The following is an 18789-nucleotide window of genomic DNA, read 5'->3' as shown; positions in this document are numbered from 1 at the left end:
CCGTTCAGGACGGCGGTTCGTCCCGCTCCCCGCGCCGCTCGCCCTCGTCGAGGAACTGCTCCGGGTCCACGTCGAGGTCGGGCGGCTCGGGCGTGCCCGGCGAGTGCGGCGGGTCCGGGTTGATCGGCTCTTCAGGGTTGATCGGCTCTTCAGGTTCGGTCATGCCGTCGAAGTACCCTCCGCCGGGCTTCTGAACCTGGGCGTGCCGTCTAGAACCTGGGCTCGCGCTTCTCCAGGAACGCCGACACGCCCTCCGCGTACTCCGGGCTGTGCGCCGCGTCGATGCACAGCGCCCGCGCCGCGTCGTCCTCGTCGTGCTGCCCGCCGGTGATCCGGTTCACGATCTGCTTGGCGCCACGCACGCTGACCTGCGCACGGGCCGCGATCGTGTCGGCCAGCTGCTTGACCCGTCCCTCCAGCGCGTCCGCCGGGTGCACCTCGTTGACCAGGCCGACCCGCAGCGCGGTGGCCGCGTCCACGATCTCGCCGCTGAACAGGATCTGCTTCGCCCACGCCGGGCCGACCACGTCGACCAGCTGCTTGGTGGACGTGAAGGTGTAGACGATGCCGAGCTTGGCGGGCGTGATGCCGAACCGGGCGTCCGCCGCCGCCAACCGCATGTCGCAGGCCAGCGCGATCTCACAGCCGCCGCCGATGCAGAACCCGGTGATGGCGGCGATGGTGGGCTTGCCGAGGGTGGCGATGGCGCGCTCGCCGTTGTGCACGGCCTTGCCGTACCGGGCCGCGCCGTCCGCGCCCTTGCGGAGGGTCGCGAACTCGCTGATGTCCGCGCCCGCCGAGAAGTTCTCACCACCCCGGATGACCAGCACGCGCACCGCGTCGTCGTCCTGCACCCGGGCCAGCAGCCCCGGCAGCGCGGACCACATCTCGAAGCTCATGGCGTTGCGCTTGGCCGGGCGATCAATGGTCAACGTCGCCACCGGTCCCGCGGTGTCGAGGCTCAGCGTCATTACCGGAGAGTAAGGCTTGGGCGGCCACCACAGGCAGTGACCGCCCTCACCCTCCTGGCCCTACCGGTAGGCGTTGCGGGTGTAGGTCAGGCTGAACGAGCCCTTGTTGGCGAAGTAGACCGAGACCAGGTAGGCCGGGTCGGTGGCGAGCAGGCCACGCGGCACGTCGTTGCCGTCGTTGCCGTCGTCCCAGCCCCAGGCGGCGTTCGCGGCGTTGTCCTTGCCGTTGTCACCGCGGAACGTGCCCCAGCCGGCGAACGTCGTGGAGCTGTTGCGCTGCGCCCACAGTCCACCGGCGGCGAAGGTGTCCACGAGCCGGTAGCCGACGGAGCGGTCGTTGCCGCTCGACGGCACCTCGCCGGTCGCGCTCGGCACGTACACCACGCCGTCGCCGCCCGGGAACTCCGCGCCGTTCCACGCGTACAGGCCGTGACCCTTGGCTTCCTGGCGCGTGGTCGGCCGGCTGCCCTGGAGCCGCAGCGTGCCGTCGAGGTTCTCCCGGCCCGCGGTGAACGTGCTGCCCGCCGGGACGTACGAGTAGAAGTCGCTGTGCGCCACCGTCACCACGGCTTCGAGCCGGCCGAACGTCGTGCCGTCCTTGCGGATCGTCGCCAGCATGCCCTCCATGTCGTTCTCGTGGGTGAACTGGCCGAACGGGTCGGAGAAGTCCTCCCAGTCGCGCGGGTGGTAGAAGCTGTAGACCACGAACCAGTGCGTCGAGGTCTCCACCACCGAGTAGTAGGCGGCGCCGGTGAGGCGGGCGAGCGAGTCGTCCTGGGCCTCCCAGTTGTCCAGCGTGTTCCACTCGCCGTCGAAGTCCACAGTGGACAGGTAGTCGGCGTCGTAGTCGGACGAGTCCGTGTCCTGGTAGTGCACCGGGGCCCAGTGGAAGGCCAGTTCGGCGTCGGTCGCCGCGTGCGCGGGGGTCGTGGCGAACGTCGAGAGCGCGACGGCCGCGAGCAGGGACGCGGCGATCTTGCGGGCAGGGGCAATGCGTGCGGGGGACAAGCTCCACCTCCGTCAGGGTTGCCCGTCGGAGCCAACGGGCCGCGCTGAACCCTGGGGTGAAGCGGTGGTCGACACAAGGGGTGGATCAGGTGATCATTTGCCCGGTTGTGCCTGCCACGCCTGGATAACCCTGCGGAATGCCGCACCCTCCGCCTGATCTGTGCTCGCGTTGTCGAGCCTCGCCCGCACTGCCGGGAGCAGGGCGTCGGCGTGGTCGCGCATCGCGATGAGGACGTCCTCCAACGGCGTGGGCGACCACGGGCGGCGTTGTGGCCGCACGGGCAGGCCCAGGCGTGGGCCGGACAGGCGTTGCCGCAACGGTTCCACGGCGCGTTCATCGCCGAGGAGGGCCAGGGCGGACAGGGCCGCGTCGGCGGCGGGCAGGTAGACGTCCCGAGCGGCGAGGGCCAGATCGTCGGCGAACGGCGCTCGGGCGGACGCCAGCAGGTGCGCGGCCAGACGGCGGTTCTCCGGCTCGTCGTCGGGGAGGCGGTCGGCGATCAGCGGCAGCAGCTCGTCGTCGAGCAACTGGGCGGACGACCACAGCGCGCCGGCCCGGATGTCCGCGTTCGGGTGCTCCAGCAGTCGCGCCACCAACGCCCGTCTGGTGGCCCGGTCGTCGCCGAGTTCCCGGTTCAGCCACCACACGACGGCGGACGGGCGCGGGCTGCCGACGCACCACGTGTCGGCCCACACCTCCACGTCGGTGAAGCCGTCGAGCAGGGAACGGACGTCCGTCGTGACACCCAGCCGCCGCAACCCCACCGCCGCCGCGAGGCGGACCGCCGGATCGGCGAGGAGCCCGGTGAGCCAGTCGAGCGCGGCCGGGTCCGCGTGGTGGCCGGTCGCCACGACCAGGCCGAGGCGGGCCGCCTGATCGGGTTCGACGGCCAAGCGGTCGCGCAGGCTCGGCCAGACGTGGTGCCCGATGGCTTGCGCCAACGGGAAGGTCACCACTCGCCGGACCTCCACGTCCGGGTCGGCGAGGAGCCCGAGCAGGCGCGGAACGGCCGCCGTCCACGCGTCGGGCCAGGCTTCGTCCACGTCCGCCGGCTCGGCGGTGCGGGCGGCGTGCGCGAGGTCGCCCACGGTCTCCACGATGGCGGGCCGGACGGTGACGGTCGGGTCCTCGGCCAGGTCGAGGAGGGCCGGCAGGAGGGCGGGCGCGGCGGAGTGGACGGCGTCACCGTCGTGGTAGACGTTGGCGTTCAGCTCGCCGATCGCGGCCGGCGCGAGGACCGGGTCGCGCACCTGGGCCAAGAGGTCGGGCACATCGGTCGCGGGCCCGTAGGCGTGCTCAAGCTGATCCCACACCCCCGCACCCTAAGACCGCGTGGCGTTACCAGCCAGCGACATTTGGCCCGAAAGTTCACCCATTCGGGTCGACCTGTCCTCTCGGGACACACGCGCGGGCTTACCGTGTGCGATCGAGGGGGTCTCTACCCCGAGGAGTGCAGATGACCACCGCCGTCACCGAAGTCGAAGAGCTCGTCAGATCGACCTTGGCCAAGCACCCGTCGATGTTCCTGGCCACCGCCGGCAGTGCCGGCCCCTGGGCCAACGGCGTCTTCTTCGCCGAGACCGACCTGTTCACGCTGAACCTCGTGCTGGAGCAGCGCGGACGCACGCTGACCGCGATCCGGGAGAACCCGGTGGTGGCGGTGGTGGTGTCCACCGGTTCGCCACAGGACCCGTTCCTCCAGGCCCAGGCGGACGTGGAGATCGTCAGCGGCGAGGAGGACGCGGAAGTGCGCCGCGTGCTGGTGGCGAAGGTGCCCCACGCCGCAGTGTTCATGGACGCGCCGATCGTCGCCGCCCGCCTCCACATCCGCTCATGGCGTGCCACCGACGTCCCCAACGGCTGGCTGCCCGGCAAGAACCTGCCGAACCCCGCCGGCTAGTCCTCCGGGAACATCCGGGCCATCCCCGGCGGCGGGGTGAACGGGCGCCAGCGGTTCGGGCGCTGGGCCAGGCGGTCCGCGATCACCCACAGGACGGAGGCGTTGTAGCCGTAGCCGAGGTGGCTGCACGCCACCGCGACGTTCTCCCGCCGCGCACCCGGCGTCGACACGCACGCCTGCCACGCCACGATCCCGTCCGACTTCGAGTACACCGACGTCGACGGCACCGGGAACCGCGGCCGGGTGTGCTCGGGCGGCGGCATCTCCGCGCCCGACACGTAGAACCAGGCCAGCAGCTGGTACACCGGGTTGACCCTGGTCTGCCGCAGGTCGGTCATCGCGTACGGGCTGCCCAGCGTGATCACCTGGCGGACCATGCCGGGGTGGTCGCGGGCCAGTTCGCGGGCGAAGATGCCGCCCAGCGACCAGCCGACGATGCTCACCTTGCCGCCGACTGCGAGCTCCCGAAGCAACTCGCGCATCCCGCGCACGGCCTCGATCGACGGCCCGATGTTCCAGCCCAGCCCCCAGCCGTGCACGTCGTAGCCCAGACCGGTGAGGAACTTGCGCAGCGGCGCGGTCGCACCGTCGTTCGTGCCCAGGCCCGGTAACACCAGCACCGTGTGCCCGTCGCCGCTCGGCGCGGCGCGCAGGACCGAACGGGTCGCGGCGTACTGGCCGATGTCGACCGCCGCACGCGTCGGCTCGGTCAGGTACCAGAGCAGTCCGGGCGCCGTCACCGAGACCAAGTGCGATGCAGACATGGCCCTCCCCCCGCTCCACGTCGAGCGATCCCCGAGCAACCATCCCGAGTAACCATGATGTTTCGCCGCGCAGGATTACGCCAGTACCGACGAGTCTCGATTTGTGGCGCTACCGTCAGCCCCATGGACCGGATGAGCGCCATGGACGCGGGCTTCTTCTTCATCGAGGACGAGAACGTGCCCATGCACGTCGGTTCGGTCCTGGTCTTCGACGGGCCGGCCCCGTCGTACGGCGACGTCGTGCGCTTGTTCGCGGCAAAGCTCGGCACCGTGCCGCGTTACCGGCAGCGCGTGACGGCACTCCCCCTGCACCTCGGCTGGCCGGTGTGGGTCGACGACGAGCACTTCCAGATCCTCTACCACGTCCGGCACACGGCGGTCCCGGCGCCGGGCGCGGACGACCAGCTCCGCAACCTCGCCGGACGCCTCTTCGCGCAAGGCCTCGACATGACCAAACCGCTGTGGGAGGTGTGGCTGGTCGAAGGCCTGGAAGGCGGCCGGTGGGCGATCATCTGCAAGGTCCACCACAGCCTGGTCGACGGCATCGCGGGCAGTGACCTGATGCAGGTGCTGCTGGACCGGCGCGCGGACACGCCGCTGCCCGAACCGGTGGAGTGGCGGCCGACCCCGCCCCCGTCGACGGTCGACCTGGTCCTGGACGGCATGCGGGACGCGGTGTCGGCGCCCGTCAAGCAGTTGGCCAGGTTCCCGGCGTTCGCGCGGCGGCTGCGCGACGGCAACGGCAGCGGCTCGGCGGCGCTGGACCTCGGCCGGACCGTGCTGGACAGCCTGCCGACGACCGCCCGCCGACTCGTCACCGCGACCCCGAAGACGTTGAACGGCCCGATCGGACCGCACCGGCGGTGGCTGTGGGCCAAGGCGGGCCTCGCCGAGATCAAGACCGTCCGCACGGTCACCGGCGGCACGGTGAACGACATCATCCTCGCCGCCGTCACCCGCGGGTTCCGCGACCTGCTCGCCAAGCGCGACGAGCTGGCCGAGGGCCAGGTGGTGCGCAGCATGGTGCCGGTGTCGACGCGGTCGTCCGCCGAAAAGGGCGTGCTGACCAACAGGTTCGGCGCGGTGCTGGTGAACCTGCCCGTCGGCGAACCCGATCCGCTGGCCCGCCTCGCGTCGATCCGCGAGCAGATGGACGAACTGAAGAGCAGCGGCCAGGCAGCAGGCGCGGACGTGCTCGCCGGCTTGGCGAACTTCGCCGCACCCGCCCTGCTGGAACTCGGTTCGCGCACCGCCATGCGCCTCCCGCAGCACCTCGTGCAGACGATCACCACCAACGTTCCCGGTCCGCGCTTCCCGCTTTTCATGCTGGGCAGGCGACTGACGGAGACCTACCCGTACGTCCCGATCTCCGGGAACATGCGGATCAGCGTCGGCATCTTCTCCTACCTGGACCAGATCACCTTCGGCATCAACGCGGACTTCGACAGCGTGCCGGACGTCCAACTGCTCTCCGACGGCATCCGCGCGGGCTTCGACGAACTCGTCACCGCGACCGCGACCTGACCTCCCCCGCCGACGCGACCGCCTCGGCCGCCACCTCGCTGATCTTGGCCAACGCCCGCGGATCGGCGTACAGCTCCACGTCCTGACCGATCTTGAACACCACCGCACCCCCACCCGGCTCGACCTCGTAGTTGATCCACACGTCGCTCGGGACCTGCGCCCACAGGTGCACCTGACTCCGGCCCATCGTCCGCCTCCCCGCTCTCGGCTTCTGCTACGATCGTGCCGACAACTACTGATATTAGCAAGTGGCACAACTCGATCGGGTGATAGATCATGACTTCGTCACCGTCAGTAGCAGGTTGGGAGCTGGGCCTCCGCCTGCGAGAGCGCCGTGAACTGATGGACGTCACCGCCGCGTCGGCGGGCAAGGCCATCGACACCAGCCAGTCGTACATCTCCGGCGTGGAGAGCGGAAAGCTCAAGATCAACGCGAGCAAACTCGCCGAACTCGCCGCCGTGCTGGACTTCGACGCGACCGAACTGGAGGAACTGCAAGAACTCCGCGAGGCCGCGGGCAAACGCGCCTGGTGGAGCCCGTACTCCGCCATGTTCAGCGCGGAAGTGCTGCGCTACTTCGGTTTCGAAGCGGGCGCCGAGAGCATCCGGGCCTACAGCGCGGGCATGATCACCAGCCTGCTCCAGACCGAGGACTACGCCATGGCGATCATGAACGGCGGCGCGCCGAGCATCCGGCTGGCGGAAGCGAACCGCCGCGTCGAGGTGCGGATGAAGCGGCAGCAGCGCCTCGACGACCCCGACGACCCGCTCAAGCTCACCACCGTGATCACCGAATCGGCGCTGCGCCAGATGGTCGGCGGTCCCACGGTGATGGCGGCCCAGCTCGACCACCTGGCCGCGAAGATCGACCAGCACCCGGACACGATCGACGTCCGGGTCGTGCCGTTCAGCGCCGACTACCACAACGCGATCGGCGGCTCGACGTTCTACCTCCTCGGCTTCGCCAGCAGCAGGCTGCCCGAGTTGGTGTGGCAGGAAACCGTGTCCACCACCGATCTCATCGATCAGCCGATGCGGATCCGCGAGTACAGTCTTGCCCACAGCCAGGCCATGGACCACGCGCTCGACCGGACCGGATCACTGGGTCTGATCGAGCGGATCCGGAAGGAGATCGAGTGAAGCGTCGCACCGGCTGGTTCAAGTCGAGTCACAGCGCCGAGAACCCGGCTTGTGTCGAGGTTCGGTTCGTTCCCGACACGACCGACGTGCGCGACTCGAAGAACCCCACCGGGCCGACGCTGTCGTTCCCCCGTGGCGCTTGGACGCAGTTCCTGGGTCGCCGCGCTCGCTAGGCCAGACTCGCTAGACCAGCCAGTCCTTGATCCGGCCGGCCACGAGTTCCGGCGCCTCGACCTGCGGCACGTGGCCGACGCCGTCCAGCACCTCGAACCGCCACGACGGGTTGCGGCGGGCGGCTTCGCGGGCCGATGCCAAGGGCACCAGGCGGTCCTTCTCCCCCGCCATCAGGTAGACCGGCACCCGGACCCTGCTCATCGCCGTGTAGTACCGGCGGCTGGTCGCGCCCGTCCACACCACGGACCGCGCGGCGGTCAGGAACGCCTCGTCCAGGCCCGGCACCTCGGCGCGCTGCTCCAGCAGTGACATCGACGCGAGGATCACCTCTTCGGGCACGGTCTTCGCGTTGGCGCACACCATGTTCAGCACCCGCTTGACCTGCCGGCGCGTCGACACGCCCGCACGCGACTTCGCCAGGAACCACGCCCCCAGCCCCGGCACCGTGTACGCCGCGAACGCCGCCGCGACCTGCGGGTCCAGCCGCGCACCGAGCGCCAGCGGCAGGGCGGGGTCGAGCAGGGCCAGCGCGGTGACGGTCTCCGGTCTGCGGGCGGCGTGCAGGATGGAGATCATCCCGCCCATCGAGTTGCCGACCAGCGCCACCGGCTCGCCGACGACCTCCGCGAGGAACCGTTCGAGCAGTCGGGCGTTCGCGGGCACGGTCGTGGAGCGGCCCTCGGGGTGGGTGAGGCCGAACCCGGCCAGGTCGACGGCCAGCACGCGGTGGCGGTCGACCAGGTGCGGCGCGAGCAGGCACCAGTTGAGGTGCGATCCGCCGAGGCCGTGCACGAGCACCACCGTCGGCCCGTCACCGCCGAAGTCGACGTAGTGCACCGGGCCGTCCAGGTCGGCGTAGAGGCTCGTCCCGCCCCAATGGTCGAGTGTGGTCATACCGGTCAGTATGTCCCGGACGGGTGACCGTACAAGCCCGGGCCCTTGATCTCGATCTGGGCGAGGAACGCGGTGCAGGCTTCGTAGGACGCGGCGATCAGCTCGGCGGTGTGCCCGAAGTCGAGCGGGGTGACCGGCTGGACGGGCGGTCCGGGCAGGTAGACGACCGGCACGGCGGCTGACGCCAGCTCGGCTTCCAGCACGGCCTGGTTGCGGGTGCTCAGGGTGGCCCAGAACAGCAGCGTCTCGGCGAGGGTCGCGGGCACGGTCGGCAGGTGGCCGGGGAACGCGCAGTCCAGCACGACCAGCGACTTCGCCCCCATCGCGAGCGCCTGGCGGATGGGCACGTTCGCCAGCACACCGCCGTCGTAGAGCACGTGCCCGTCGCGCCGGACGGCCGGGTAGATGCCCGGGATGGCGCTGCTGGCGAGCACCGCCGAGACCAGGTCACCCGAGGTCAGCGTGATGGCGGCGCCGGTCACCGAGTCGACCGCGACGGCGCCGAACGGCAGGGTCAGCTCGGCGAAGTCCCGCGCGCCGCCCAGGCCGAACCCGAGCACCTCGGCCAGCCCGGTGTTGGGGAACAGGTGCGTCTTGTGCTGCCGCAACGTCCGGGCCTGCGCGAGGAGTCCGCCGGGGAAGACGCGGGCCCTGGTCATGTGCTGCCAGATCGCGGCGAGGCGTTCGAAGGCGCCGGCCGGGTCGAGCGCGAGCAGCGAGCCGTTGACCGAGCCGACCGACGTGCCGACGACGAGGTCCGGCGCGACACCGCACTCGGCCAGCGCGCGCAGCATGCCGACCTGGCCCGCGCCCAGGCTGCCGCCACCGCCGAGCACGAATCCGACCGGTCCGGGGAGATCCACCACGGCCCGGATCGTCTCACCGGACCGTTCGCCGCGCCCGTGCGGCATCCCTTCAGGAGCCTGACGGTGGTCCGGCGGTGATGCGGTCGCGCACGGCGTCGACCGTGGTCTCCCAGTCCGACTCGATCCACCAGGTCGCGCCCGCGTCGGCCCACTCGCGCACGTCCGTCGCCATCCCCTCGGCGATCACGTCGTAGCCGTCCCACGGCAGCCCGAGCGACGTGCGCAGCTCCCGCGCCTCCGCCACCACCGCCGCCAACTCCTCCGGGCTCGACGGCCCCCGCGCGCCGTCGTCGGCGATCACGTTGGGCAGCAACCCGTCCCACGACACCGCACGCCGCATCGACACCGGACGCCCGTGGGCGCCGACCACCCACACCGGCACGCGAGGCCGCTGCACGGGCGGTGGGGGCGGGAAGAAGTCCGTCTCCAACACCTCGTAACGCTGCCCGCTGAACGAGAACGGCTGCCCGTGCATCAACCCGTCGTACACCGCGAGCCCTTCGTCCAGCAGCAACGCCCGTTCGGTCCGGCTGGTCTCACGTTCGAACGCCGTCCACCCCGGGTGCAGCGCGCCCAGCCCGACCGACAGCTGCACGCGCCCGCCGGACAACCGGTCCAGCGTCGCCACCTTGGACGCCACGTCCCACGGCTTGAACCGGGCCAACGGCGTCAGCATGGTCCCCAGCCGCACCGACGACGTGCGCATGGCCGCCGCCGTCAACGCCACCCACGCGTCGACACCCCACACCGCCTCGGCCAGGAACACCCCATCCCAGCCGCACTCCTCCGCCAATTCCGCGCACGACGCCACATCCGGCGCGTCGAAGAACGGCAACACGATCCCGCAACGCATGCGGGCAGCGTTCCACATCCAGGCCCGGTCAGCAGCCCACGGTGAGTGCTACCCGCCGTTCACGCCGGCACCAGCGCGTCGAGCACGTCCACGTGCGCCGCCGGCACGGTGACGTCCAGCCGCAACTCCCCCGCGCCGACCACGACGGCGAACGTGAAGAAGGAGCAGCACCGGGTCTCCCGGAACGCCAGGGACGCCGCCCGCGCCGCCACCTCCGGCGTCGGGTCGAGAGTGATCCGCAGGTGCGTCGGAGCGATGCGTTCCGAGCCGCGCAGGGACGTGGTGAACAGCTCGTCGAACTCCGCCACGCGCAGCGGGCGTTCGGCCGTCGGCAGGGTGCACGACTCCGGCGCCCAGTCCGGGCGGGGTTCGAGTGCGTCTGTGGTCATGCGTCCACGGTAAGCCTGTATCGGGGTACCGGATGCAAGCTCGCGGCTAGAAGATGGGCGTGAAGACGCACTCGAAGCCGGCCTTCAACCCGGGCCGGTGGGTGGCGGCCATCCAGTACTCGCCGGGGCGCACCACGCCACCGATGTAGGAGTTGACGCCCGAACTGACGCTCGCGTAGCCGGCGCTCGCGGTGGGCGGGTTCTGCGGACCGATCAGCAGGCGCATCCGCGCGGTCCGCCCGCCGACGAAGTACACCGCCACGTACCCGAACGTCTTGGCCTGGTAGACGGTGTCCAGCGCCGCCTGGAAGCGCGGCTCACCGATCCCCACCGCCCCCGACCGCGCCTCCAACGCCCGTAACGCGCCTTCCGCCCGTTCGGCCAACTCGGTCAGGCGTGCGTGCCGATCACCGTCGTTCAGCAGCGTCCCCAGCAACCCCGTCAGGCGCTCGACGCGGCCTTCCAACTCCTGGACGCGGGCGTACAGCGCGTCATCCCTTGATCCGAACACGTCCTCACCCCTTCGCAGTGCCGAGGACGATATGCGCCGCCGTCACCTACCGGTCCCACCTTCACGGAACGAGGCCGCCCGTCGGCGGCCCCAACTGGTCCGGCAACCGTGGCTTCGGCGGTGGACGGAGGGGCAGGCCGAGCAATGCCACGAGGAAGGACAAGCCGACAACGCCGGTGAGGAGCAGCGCGACGATGGCGAACTGCGCGGGCGCGGTGGGCAAGCCGGCCCCGATCATGCGATTCCGATCCAGCACCAGTTCCACCCGATCACCCAGCTCGGTGGAGTAGGTGTCGTCCTTCTCCGTGATGGAGAACCGCTCGCCGGCGCAGTCGAACTCGTACACGTGCGGCGTTCCCTTGGGGTCGTACCTGCCCGCATGCTCCTCGACCAGGACGCAGTCGGCCGGCTCACCGGTCACGGCCAACCACGCCGCGGGCACGCTCACCATCGACACGACGGGCAGCGCCAGACCGATCAGAATCGCGGCCACCCGGAAGCTGTCCTCCGGTCGCAGCTTCACCGTCGCCACCACCAGCCCGGCCGCTCCCGCCAGGGTGGGCAAGGCCGCCCAGTCCCCGGCCACCGCCGCCAGGAATCCGGTGGCGATCCCGCACAGTACGGAGAAAACCGCGAGTCCGATCCACAACGCCCTCATCCCCGGACCTCCGGACCTCGCGGGCCTGGCGCCCAGGTCGTGGTGAAGGCGGCCCACACGAGCGGGGAGCAGGTGAGGTCGCCCGTCTCCTCCCACCGGGTCGCGGCGGCGCGTTGCCAGTCGTTGAGCGCGGTCACCGGGTGCTCGGCTCGGTGGGCGGTGTCGATCGCCACCACGGTCGGCGCGAGGACGGGAGCCGACGGGAAGCCGGGGACGAGCCGGGACAGCCCTTCGTCGGTCGGCAACGTCCACCTCGTCGCGGTCACGTGCTCGGCGCCGCCGTGGACCATGGCCGTCACGAGCCCGGACGGTTCGGCGAAGCGGAGGTCGCCGCCGCTCTCGCACGCCACGAGCGCCACCCGGTTGGGAATCCGCCACGGCCGCACCGGACCGGACCGGTGTCCGAGCACGATGTCGGCGGCGGTCAGCGGGCGGTGCGCGCCGAGCGGAGCGGCCCGGCCCTCGGTGTTCGCCGTGCAGGACAGGTGCATCCGCGCGTCCAGGCCGTGACCGCCGGTGGTGACGTGGCCGACGTACACGAACCGTGCGGCGGTGGCCAGTGCGCCTTCGAGGTAGTCGCGGTCGACGTCGTCGCGCCGCACCCCACCCAACGCCAGCGCGGCCAGTTCCGGCGTGACACGGCCGAGAACCGACCCCAGACCGGACGCGTCGGCGAACCCCGGCACCTTGGGGTCCAGCACGCCCACGACCGTCCCTTGTGGATCGAACGGGGTCACGCGGCGGCCCGTGGCGTTGCCGACGGTCGCGGGCGGCAGCACGGAGATGTCGAGGACGTGCACGGCCCGTTCACCCTCGTCCACGCGCAGGGCTTCCCACGGCACCAACGCGGTCGACGGCGACGGTTGAACCCGCAGGTGCGGCCGGACTCCCTGCTCCAGCCACGAATTCAGCTCGACCGCCAACGGCGTCGGGAACAACCCCCGGTACAGCCGCGTCGACAGGTCCAGCTCCCGCGCGTGGTCGACCAGCGGCCCGTGGGTCAGCGACCGCCGTAACGCCCGGTCGACGTTCTCCCCCGGCAACGGCGAAGGCACCGCGGCGGCCCACTCGTCCAACACCACCTGCGCCTTCTCGCGCGGCACGAGTTGGACGCGGGGCCGGTCCGGTTCGTGCTCCCACCGCCACGACAGGTACAGGTCGCCCGCGTCGACCAGCTTCAGCTGCACGGTCACCACGACGCCACCGCCCGTTCCGACCGCACCGGCAGCCCGTACCGCTCCTCGGCCACGTCGATCCAGGCGTCCAGCGCGGTCCGGACCGTCGGGTCGAGCCGGACCCGGGGCGGCAACTCGAACCCGCCCACAGCAAGGCTCCCACCGCTCACGAGCCCCGAAGCGGCGTAAGGGAGGTGCTCTTCCACGGACGGTTCAGCGGGCGGCTCGGGCAGCATCACCAACTCACCGCGTTCCACCGGAGTGCCCGCGGCGTCCAGGGACACCGCGCCCGCGATGTGGTCGATGTACTCGGCCGCCAACGCGACGTCCTCGACCGCCCGGATGGCCAGGAACGCCGACCGGGTCGCGGGCGCGGAGGCCAACGCCACCCAACGCTCCCGCAGCGGCCCGTGCGGGAACCGCTGCCGCACCGCCTCCGACGCCAGTGCCGCGGGCAACGCCAAGTCCAGCGCTCGCAGCCCGATCGCCCGCCGCTCCTCGCCGGTGACCGCCGCCGCCCGGCGCACGAGCGCGTCCGCACGCCACCAGGTCATCCCCAACACCACGTGCCACAACCCGGCCGCCTCGCACACCGCCGCCGCCTCGGCGTAACAGGACTCGGCCGCGGCGAACTCCCCCGACGCCTCGAGCGCCGCCCCCCGAACCTGCCGCACCGCCACCAGTTCCAGCGGACTCGCGGCCGTCCCCGACGACGAGGCTGCCCGGTCCAGCAGCTCCAACGCCTCGCCCGGCCTCCCCCGCAGCACCGCGATCGCCGCCCGTCCGCACAGGCACGCCGCGAGTCGATGTGGATCGTCGCCCAACAGACCTTCAGCCTCCGCGTACAGCGCATCGGCCCGGTCCGCATCGGACGAGAGGTAGGCCAACCGCGCCAGGCTGACCACGGCGGTGCCCTCGCCGCCGACGTCCCCGGTCGCGGCGCACAGGTCGCGGGCCAGGGACAGGTGCTCGACGGCGCCCGGCAGATCCCCGGTGGAGCTGGTGATCTCGGCCAACGTCAGGTGGACGTTCGCGGCCAACGACGGCGCGGCGGCGTACGCGAGGTCCAACGCGAGCCGCGCCTCCGCTGCCGCTTCGGCATACCAACCGCCGGTGACGAGCACGCGGGCACGGGTGGACCGGACGGAGGCCTCGAACGACTGCCAGGCTTCGACCGACTGCCCGCCTTCGACCGACGCCAACGCCTCGACGGCCTCGTCCAAGTCCGCCAACGCTTCAGGCAGCCGCATGCGGGCGTGATGCGACACGGCGCGGGACACCAACCCGTTCACCAGCACCGTGGACGTGCCGTACGCGTCACCGACGAGCTCCAGCACGATCCGCGCCGCGTCCACCGCTTCAGTGCTCCACCGCGCCGCTTCGTCGTAGTCGGCGGACACTCCGGCGAGATTCCCCGCGACCGCCGCGCGGCAGACCAGCGCCTCGACATCGGCCACTTCACCGGTGGTCTCGCGGTAGGCGGCCTGCCAGGCGGCCCGCGCGCCGACCACGTCACCGGCCGACGCCAGCACCGCGCCCTCGGTGTTCAGCTCGACGAACCGCGGCCACCGCGGCCCGAGGTGCCGCCGACCGGGGTTCTCGCAGCGCACACCCTCGTCGTTGAGGTCCGACCAGTCGCTCACCGCGCCGTCCGCTCGGTCAGCGTCGCACCGGGCGAGCCGACCCGGGACCGCGCGTAGTCGATGATCGCGGCACGTCGAGCCTCCGCGCCCGGCCCAGACGGGGCGACCGCGAAGCCAGGCGCATAAACCGTCACCACCCGCCGATCGGGCGGCAGCAACAACACCGTCGGCGGCACGGGTGCGGAACCGGTGATCCGACCCAACCCGTCGACCTCGTCCAGCGCCACCACGACCTCACCCATCCTCGCCGCCAACGGCCCCGGCCGCGGCCCAGCAGCGACGGACACCTCCAGCACCGTGGCCCCCTGCCGCCGCACCACAGCCCACTCGACGGGCGCGGCGGCATCGACCACACCGTGCGGCACCAACGTCCAGTCCACAGTGGACGTCCCCGTCAGCACCGCGACCTCGTCCGACCAGTCCACTCCCCCGGCGGCGAGCGCGAACTCCGACCGACCGGCCACCGCCGCCGGAGCCAGAGCGAGCACCACCCCGTAGTCCTCGGCGAGCACACCGACCCGGTCGGCCAACCCGACCAGCTCGGGATCGGTCACGTCGAACGACACCACCGACGCCAACGCCCGCTCCACCGCGTCCGGATCGTCCAGCACATGCTCCACAGTGGACACCGCCACCGCACGCTCCGCGCCCAACACGGCGGGATCCAACGCAGGCACACCGGCCACCACGGAAGCGGGCCACCACGCCTCGGCCCAGTTCAACTGCGCCACGACCCGGCAGGCGTCACGGACCCGCCAGTCGCCCGCGACCGGCACGTCCACCTCGTCGGCGTCACCCAAGATCGCGTCGGCGGCGTCCCCGTAGACCTCCCACAGCCACTCGGACGCCCGCTCCGGGTCGTGCACCCGGGCAGCGGGCACCACGTCATCGCGCAGGACGTCCCACGCCAACAGCGCGCCCGCGCCCTCCACCAACGCCACCACCTCCGGCGACGCGGGCCAGTCGCCGACGACGATCCCGGCCGAACGGGACACCCTCATGCCACGGCCTCCCGCTCCAGTGCCGACCGCAGCCGGTCACGCTGGTCCAGGATCACCGACCGCAGCACCCCGTCGAGCAGGTCCCACACCTGATCGGCTGCCACGGCCTCGCCCCGCATCTCACGACCGTGCAGCCGCACCCACAACCGCCGCAGGTAGGCCTCCCGCACACCGCGCACGTCCGCGTGGACCTCCGGCGGCACGGCCGACGGCATCCGCAGCACCCGGTGCACGTACGCCTCGCGCTCCCACCGCGACCGCAACCTGGCAGCCGCGGTGCCAGGGCCGGCGCCGGACGGACGCCCGGCGAGGTCGGCCGACGCGTCCCGCCCCAGCAGCAGCACCAGCCGGCTCTCCTCGTCCGCGAGCTGCCATGCGCCCGCCGACCGGCTGATCTCCCGCCGCACCAACGTCGGCACGTCCGCCAGCCCGTCCCGCCCGAACGCCATGGTCAACGGCGCGAACAGGCGCTCCAGGATCGACCGGTCGAACGGCTTGGGCAGGTTCCGCTTCGACGCGCTCCGCCCCAACTCCGGCCGCACGGGCCGATCCCGGTCGGTCAACCCGTGGGCCAGCGCCACCCCCGGCCGGGCCAGGTCCGCCGCGCCCGCCGAGCCGGCCGCGCCCGCCACCAGCTCCCCGAACAACACCCGATCAGGTGCGACGGCACACGTGGCGAGGAACCCGTCGGTCGCCATCGCCCCCGAACCGTCCACCTCCACCGCGGCCCACGCCGCGTCGATCAGCCGCGTCAGCTCGCCGACGTTGGCCGGATCGGTGACGAAGTCGCGGAGCCCCGTGACGGTCGGCCCACCCTGCCCGTGCACCTCGGCCAGCACGGAAGCCGCCACGCGGTCGGCGTCCGACCCCGGAGGCCCCTGCGCGGTGGCGAGTTCGAAGCACCGCTGGAAGTAGAGGTCCTGCGGGTTCCCGTCGGTGATCCACCGCCGCCGGCGTTCCTTCTTCAGCACCACGAACCAGCTCGCGGTCGCCGCCAGCACCGGCCCGGCGTCGGCGATCCGGGACCGCAGGGCGTCGGCGTGCTCGACCGCGATCGCGCCCGCCGCGAACTCCGGGTTCAGCACGGGCCGCAGCACCAGCGGATCGAGGATCAGCTTGACCGTGCGGGTCAGCGGCCGGCCCGCCGGGTTGCTCAGCGGCGCGACCGCGTCACCCAGCGCGGCCCACGCCCGCGCGACCACCGAGCCGCGGGGAAGCGTCGCCGTCGCAGCTCGCGCGGTGCCCACCCGGCCGACCCTACTCGATCTCCATCGCCGCTGGTGGCGGTCTCGTGAACCCCGTTCCTGGGACCGGTAGGCGACGCCCGCGCCGGAAGCTTCGGTCATCACCCGCAGACCGAAAAGGGGGAACCGATGTACCAGACACCGCCGCAGTACTCACCGGCGATGCCCTACGAATCGCCCCGGCCTCCTCGCCGCCGCCTGCCGTTCGCGCTGCCCTTCGTGCTGCCGCTGGTGCTGTTCGCCGGGCTGTTCTTCGGCGGCTCGTACGTGATGTCACCGGAACCGGACATCGAGATGCAGCCGGGCTTCGCGTTCGCCGAGATCGACGGGCGGGACGTGGTCCTGGCGCCCTACGAGCGGCACGGCGTGCGCGGGATGTTCCAGATGATCACGCAGGACATGTTCCAGGTGCGGCTCGCGGCCACCGACCCGGCCACCGGCGAGGTGCTGTGGGACACGCAGCTGTCCGACCAGCTGATCTGGGAGGCGTCGGTCCTCGCCGCCGGGCAGCGCTACGCCTACCTGGCCACCGACTCCGGACTCTTCGTGGTCGAGTTGGCGGACGGGAGCGTGGTCGCCGAGGGCGATGACGTGGAAGGGCTCGGCGGCGCGTTCGTCGCGGCCCGGACCGCCTACGCGTACGACCCGGAGAACCGCCGGGTGCTGGCCATGAACGCCACCGGAGGGGTGTTGGCGATCGGGCTGGACCAGGTGGTGGCCACGCCGGTCGACGCGCCGACCGCCGCCGCGTGGGCAGGCCGGCTCTCCGTCGAGCGCGTCCCCGCCGCGCCGCCCTCCTCGACCGGTGTCGAAGCGGGCATGAACCCGGGCTCGACCGAGCGGGTCGGGTTGCGGCAGGCGCCGGGCGGCACGCCGGGCAGCGTGCTGGTCCGCGTCACGGCGGACGGCCGGGTGACCCCGGTGGGCACGACCGTGTTCCACGGCGCGCAGCTGGTGGTCGACGGCGTGACCGCGGTCGGCGTGGCCACCGGGCACGTGCTGGTCGAACACCAGCGTTCGGTGAACGACCAGGGCATCGCGCTCAGCCTGGTGTCGCTGGCCACCGGCCAGGTCACCGCCACGTTGCCGGTCGACTCACGGGTGGACCGCGCCCTCGTCGGCCCGGACGGCGTCACCGCGGTGGCCGTGGGCGACGTGTTCGCCGCGGCCCGCGGTGACGGCCGGGTCGTCACCCTCGCCGTCGGCCTGGCCGACTTCTTCGGCTCCCACCAGTAACTCCCACCAGTAACTCCCGAAAGGAATGCAGACCATGAAGGTGACCAGCTGGCTCGGGTTGTGCGTCGGACTCGCCCTCACCGCGACCTGGGTCGCCGGCGGCCTGGCCGGTGACGACGTGACCTCCTGGCTGAACGGCTGGATGGTCGGCCCGATCATCCTGCTGGCCGTCGTGCCCACCCTGTTCACGCTGAACAAGGTCTTCGGCGGCGGTCTGGCCGCGCTGACCGGCGGTGTGCCCAAGGAGTTCCGCGGCGCGCCGATCGGCATCGGCACGGTCATCGGCGTCGCGCGGACCGGCCTGTCCGTGAACGACCAGCCGCAGCTGGACATCCGGCTCCAGGTGGACACCGCGGACGGCCGCTCGTTCCAAGGCACCGCGCGGCAGGTGGTGGACCTGACCGACCTGTCGCTGATGGTGCCCGACGCGGTACTCCCGGTCCGCTACCTCCCCGACGGCCGAGTGGCGCTGGCCACCGACTCCGACCCGCGCGAGCTCCAGGCCGCGCTGGACCGGGTGCAGCTGGCCAAGGGGTTCGTGACGCCGCACCAGCTGCGCATCGCCGAGCACGGCGTGGACGCCACCGCGATCGTGCTCGCCATGACCCCGACCGGGCAGCTACCGGACGGCCGTTCGGCGGTGCGCCTCACCCTGCGGGTCACCCGCCCGAACGGCACCACGTTCGACGTCACGCAGGACAAGCGGCTGCCCCCGACGTCCATCGCCCGGGTGCAGCCCGGCATGGTGGTCAGGGCCAAGTACCTGCCGCACGACGAGTCGGACGTCACCGTCCTCACCAGCCTCGTGCCCTAGCCCGGTGAACGGCGTCGGGGTGC

22 protein-coding genes are annotated in these 18789 nt (G+C 71.9%); 6 read left to right on the top strand and 16 right to left on the bottom strand.

All coding sequences use genetic code 11. From position 1 onward, the window contains the following. Positions 1–4: 4 nt before the first annotated feature. From F4560_RS02055 to F4560_RS02040, 4 genes are all read right to left on the bottom strand, one after another. A complete protein-coding gene (locus tag F4560_RS02055) occupies positions 5–163 on the bottom strand; it encodes a hypothetical protein (RefSeq protein WP_184915427.1) in 159 nt (52 codons plus the stop codon). Between the two features lie 46 nt (positions 164–209). Next, on the bottom strand, positions 210–971 hold the full coding sequence (locus F4560_RS02050; RefSeq protein ID WP_184915424.1) for an enoyl-CoA hydratase/isomerase family protein: 762 nt from the start codon (positions 969–971) through the stop codon (positions 210–212). 60 nt (positions 972–1031) lie between these two features. Next, complete coding sequence (locus tag F4560_RS02045; protein ID WP_221483302.1) at positions 1032–1979, bottom strand: hypothetical protein; 948 nt, start codon at positions 1977–1979, stop codon at positions 1032–1034. A 93-nt stretch (positions 1980–2072) separates the two neighbouring features. Continuing rightward, a complete protein-coding gene (locus F4560_RS02040) occupies positions 2073–3293 on the bottom strand; it encodes a HEAT repeat domain-containing protein (protein ID WP_184915421.1) in 1221 nt (406 codons plus the stop codon). 143 nt (positions 3294–3436) lie between these two features. Between F4560_RS02040 and F4560_RS02035 the strand changes: the two genes are divergently transcribed. Continuing rightward, positions 3437–3880, top strand: coding sequence for a pyridoxamine 5'-phosphate oxidase family protein (locus F4560_RS02035; protein WP_184915418.1), 444 nt, complete (start codon positions 3437–3439; stop codon positions 3878–3880). Here the strand turns inward: F4560_RS02035 and F4560_RS02030 are convergent. Then, positions 3877–4644, bottom strand: a complete 768-nt coding sequence (locus tag F4560_RS02030) for an esterase/lipase family protein (protein ID WP_184915414.1) — start codon at positions 4642–4644, stop codon at positions 3877–3879. The two genes, F4560_RS02035 and F4560_RS02030, sit on opposite strands and share 4 nt — an antisense overlap. Positions 4645–4767: 123 nt before the next feature. Between F4560_RS02030 and F4560_RS02025 the strand changes: the two genes are divergently transcribed. Further along, positions 4768–6168, top strand: a complete 1401-nt coding sequence (locus tag F4560_RS02025; protein WP_184915411.1) for a WS/DGAT/MGAT family O-acyltransferase — start codon at positions 4768–4770, stop codon at positions 6166–6168. Here the strand turns inward: F4560_RS02025 and F4560_RS02020 are convergent. Then, positions 6149–6355 (bottom strand): hypothetical protein, encoded by a 207-nt coding sequence (locus F4560_RS02020; RefSeq protein ID WP_184915408.1) that lies wholly within the window; start codon positions 6353–6355, stop codon positions 6149–6151. The two genes, F4560_RS02025 and F4560_RS02020, sit on opposite strands and share 20 nt — an antisense overlap. A gap of 89 nt (positions 6356–6444) precedes the next feature. Here F4560_RS02020 and F4560_RS02015 point away from each other — a divergent pair, with 89 nt between their 5' ends. Together F4560_RS02015 and F4560_RS02010 are read left to right on the top strand one after the other, a co-directional pair. Beyond that, positions 6445–7308, top strand: coding sequence for a helix-turn-helix domain-containing protein (locus F4560_RS02015; RefSeq protein ID WP_221483301.1), 864 nt, complete (start codon positions 6445–6447; stop codon positions 7306–7308). Further along, a complete protein-coding gene (locus F4560_RS02010) occupies positions 7305–7481 on the top strand; it encodes a DUF397 domain-containing protein (protein ID WP_184915405.1) in 177 nt (58 codons plus the stop codon). The genes F4560_RS02015 and F4560_RS02010 overlap by 4 nt, the downstream gene beginning before the upstream one ends. Positions 7482–7491: 10 nt before the next feature. Here the strand turns inward: F4560_RS02010 and F4560_RS02005 are convergent, their stop codons facing one another. From F4560_RS02005 to F4560_RS01960, 10 genes are all read right to left on the bottom strand, one after another. Then, positions 7492–8376, bottom strand: a complete 885-nt coding sequence (locus F4560_RS02005) for an alpha/beta fold hydrolase (protein ID WP_184915402.1) — start codon at positions 8374–8376, stop codon at positions 7492–7494. 5 nt (positions 8377–8381) lie between these two features. Then, entirely contained in the window at positions 8382–9287 is a 906-nt protein-coding gene (locus tag F4560_RS02000) for a patatin-like phospholipase family protein (protein WP_184915399.1), read from the bottom strand. A gap of 4 nt (positions 9288–9291) precedes the next feature. After that, entirely contained in the window at positions 9292–10095 is an 804-nt protein-coding gene (locus F4560_RS01995; protein WP_184915396.1) for an LLM class flavin-dependent oxidoreductase, read from the bottom strand. A 59-nt stretch (positions 10096–10154) separates the two neighbouring features. Further along, a complete protein-coding gene (locus tag F4560_RS01990) occupies positions 10155–10484 on the bottom strand; it encodes a hypothetical protein (RefSeq protein WP_184915393.1) in 330 nt (109 codons plus the stop codon). A gap of 46 nt (positions 10485–10530) precedes the next feature. Then, positions 10531–10995, bottom strand: coding sequence for a hypothetical protein (locus F4560_RS01985; protein WP_184915391.1), 465 nt, complete (start codon positions 10993–10995; stop codon positions 10531–10533). A 61-nt stretch (positions 10996–11056) separates the two neighbouring features. Further along, complete coding sequence (locus F4560_RS01980) at positions 11057–11653, bottom strand: hypothetical protein (protein ID WP_184915388.1); 597 nt, start codon at positions 11651–11653, stop codon at positions 11057–11059. After that, positions 11650–12849, bottom strand: coding sequence for a CHAT domain-containing protein (locus F4560_RS01975; protein WP_184915384.1), 1200 nt, complete (start codon positions 12847–12849; stop codon positions 11650–11652). Before F4560_RS01975 ends, F4560_RS01980 begins: the two co-directional genes overlap by 4 nt. Next, positions 12843–14471: a tetratricopeptide repeat protein gene (locus tag F4560_RS01970; protein WP_184915381.1), complete on the bottom strand. Its 1629-nt coding sequence runs from the start codon at positions 14469–14471 to the stop codon at positions 12843–12845. The genes F4560_RS01975 and F4560_RS01970 overlap by 7 nt, the downstream gene beginning before the upstream one ends. Next, on the bottom strand, positions 14468–15472 hold the full coding sequence (locus tag F4560_RS01965; RefSeq protein ID WP_184915378.1) for a hypothetical protein: 1005 nt from the start codon (positions 15470–15472) through the stop codon (positions 14468–14470). Before F4560_RS01965 ends, F4560_RS01970 begins: the two co-directional genes overlap by 4 nt. Beyond that, positions 15469–16719, bottom strand: a complete 1251-nt coding sequence (locus F4560_RS01960) for a hypothetical protein (RefSeq protein ID WP_184915375.1) — start codon at positions 16717–16719, stop codon at positions 15469–15471. The genes F4560_RS01965 and F4560_RS01960 overlap by 4 nt, the downstream gene beginning before the upstream one ends. A 126-nt stretch (positions 16720–16845) precedes the next feature. Here F4560_RS01960 and F4560_RS01955 point away from each other — a divergent pair, with 126 nt between their 5' ends. Together F4560_RS01955 and F4560_RS01950 are read left to right on the top strand one after the other, a co-directional pair. Further along, a complete protein-coding gene (locus F4560_RS01955; protein ID WP_184915373.1) occupies positions 16846–17952 on the top strand; it encodes a PA2928 family protein in 1107 nt (368 codons plus the stop codon). 34 nt (positions 17953–17986) lie between these two features. After that, positions 17987–18766, top strand: a complete 780-nt coding sequence (locus tag F4560_RS01950; RefSeq protein WP_184915370.1) for a hypothetical protein — start codon at positions 17987–17989, stop codon at positions 18764–18766. Positions 18767–18789 lie beyond the last annotated feature (23 nt).

It is taken from the genome of Saccharothrix ecbatanensis (genome assembly GCF_014205015.1).
GTDB lineage: Bacteria > Actinomycetota > Actinomycetes > Mycobacteriales > Pseudonocardiaceae > Actinosynnema > Actinosynnema ecbatanense.
The sequence above is the reverse complement of the archived record's forward strand: the minus strand, read 5'-3'. Positions and strand labels throughout refer to the sequence as shown.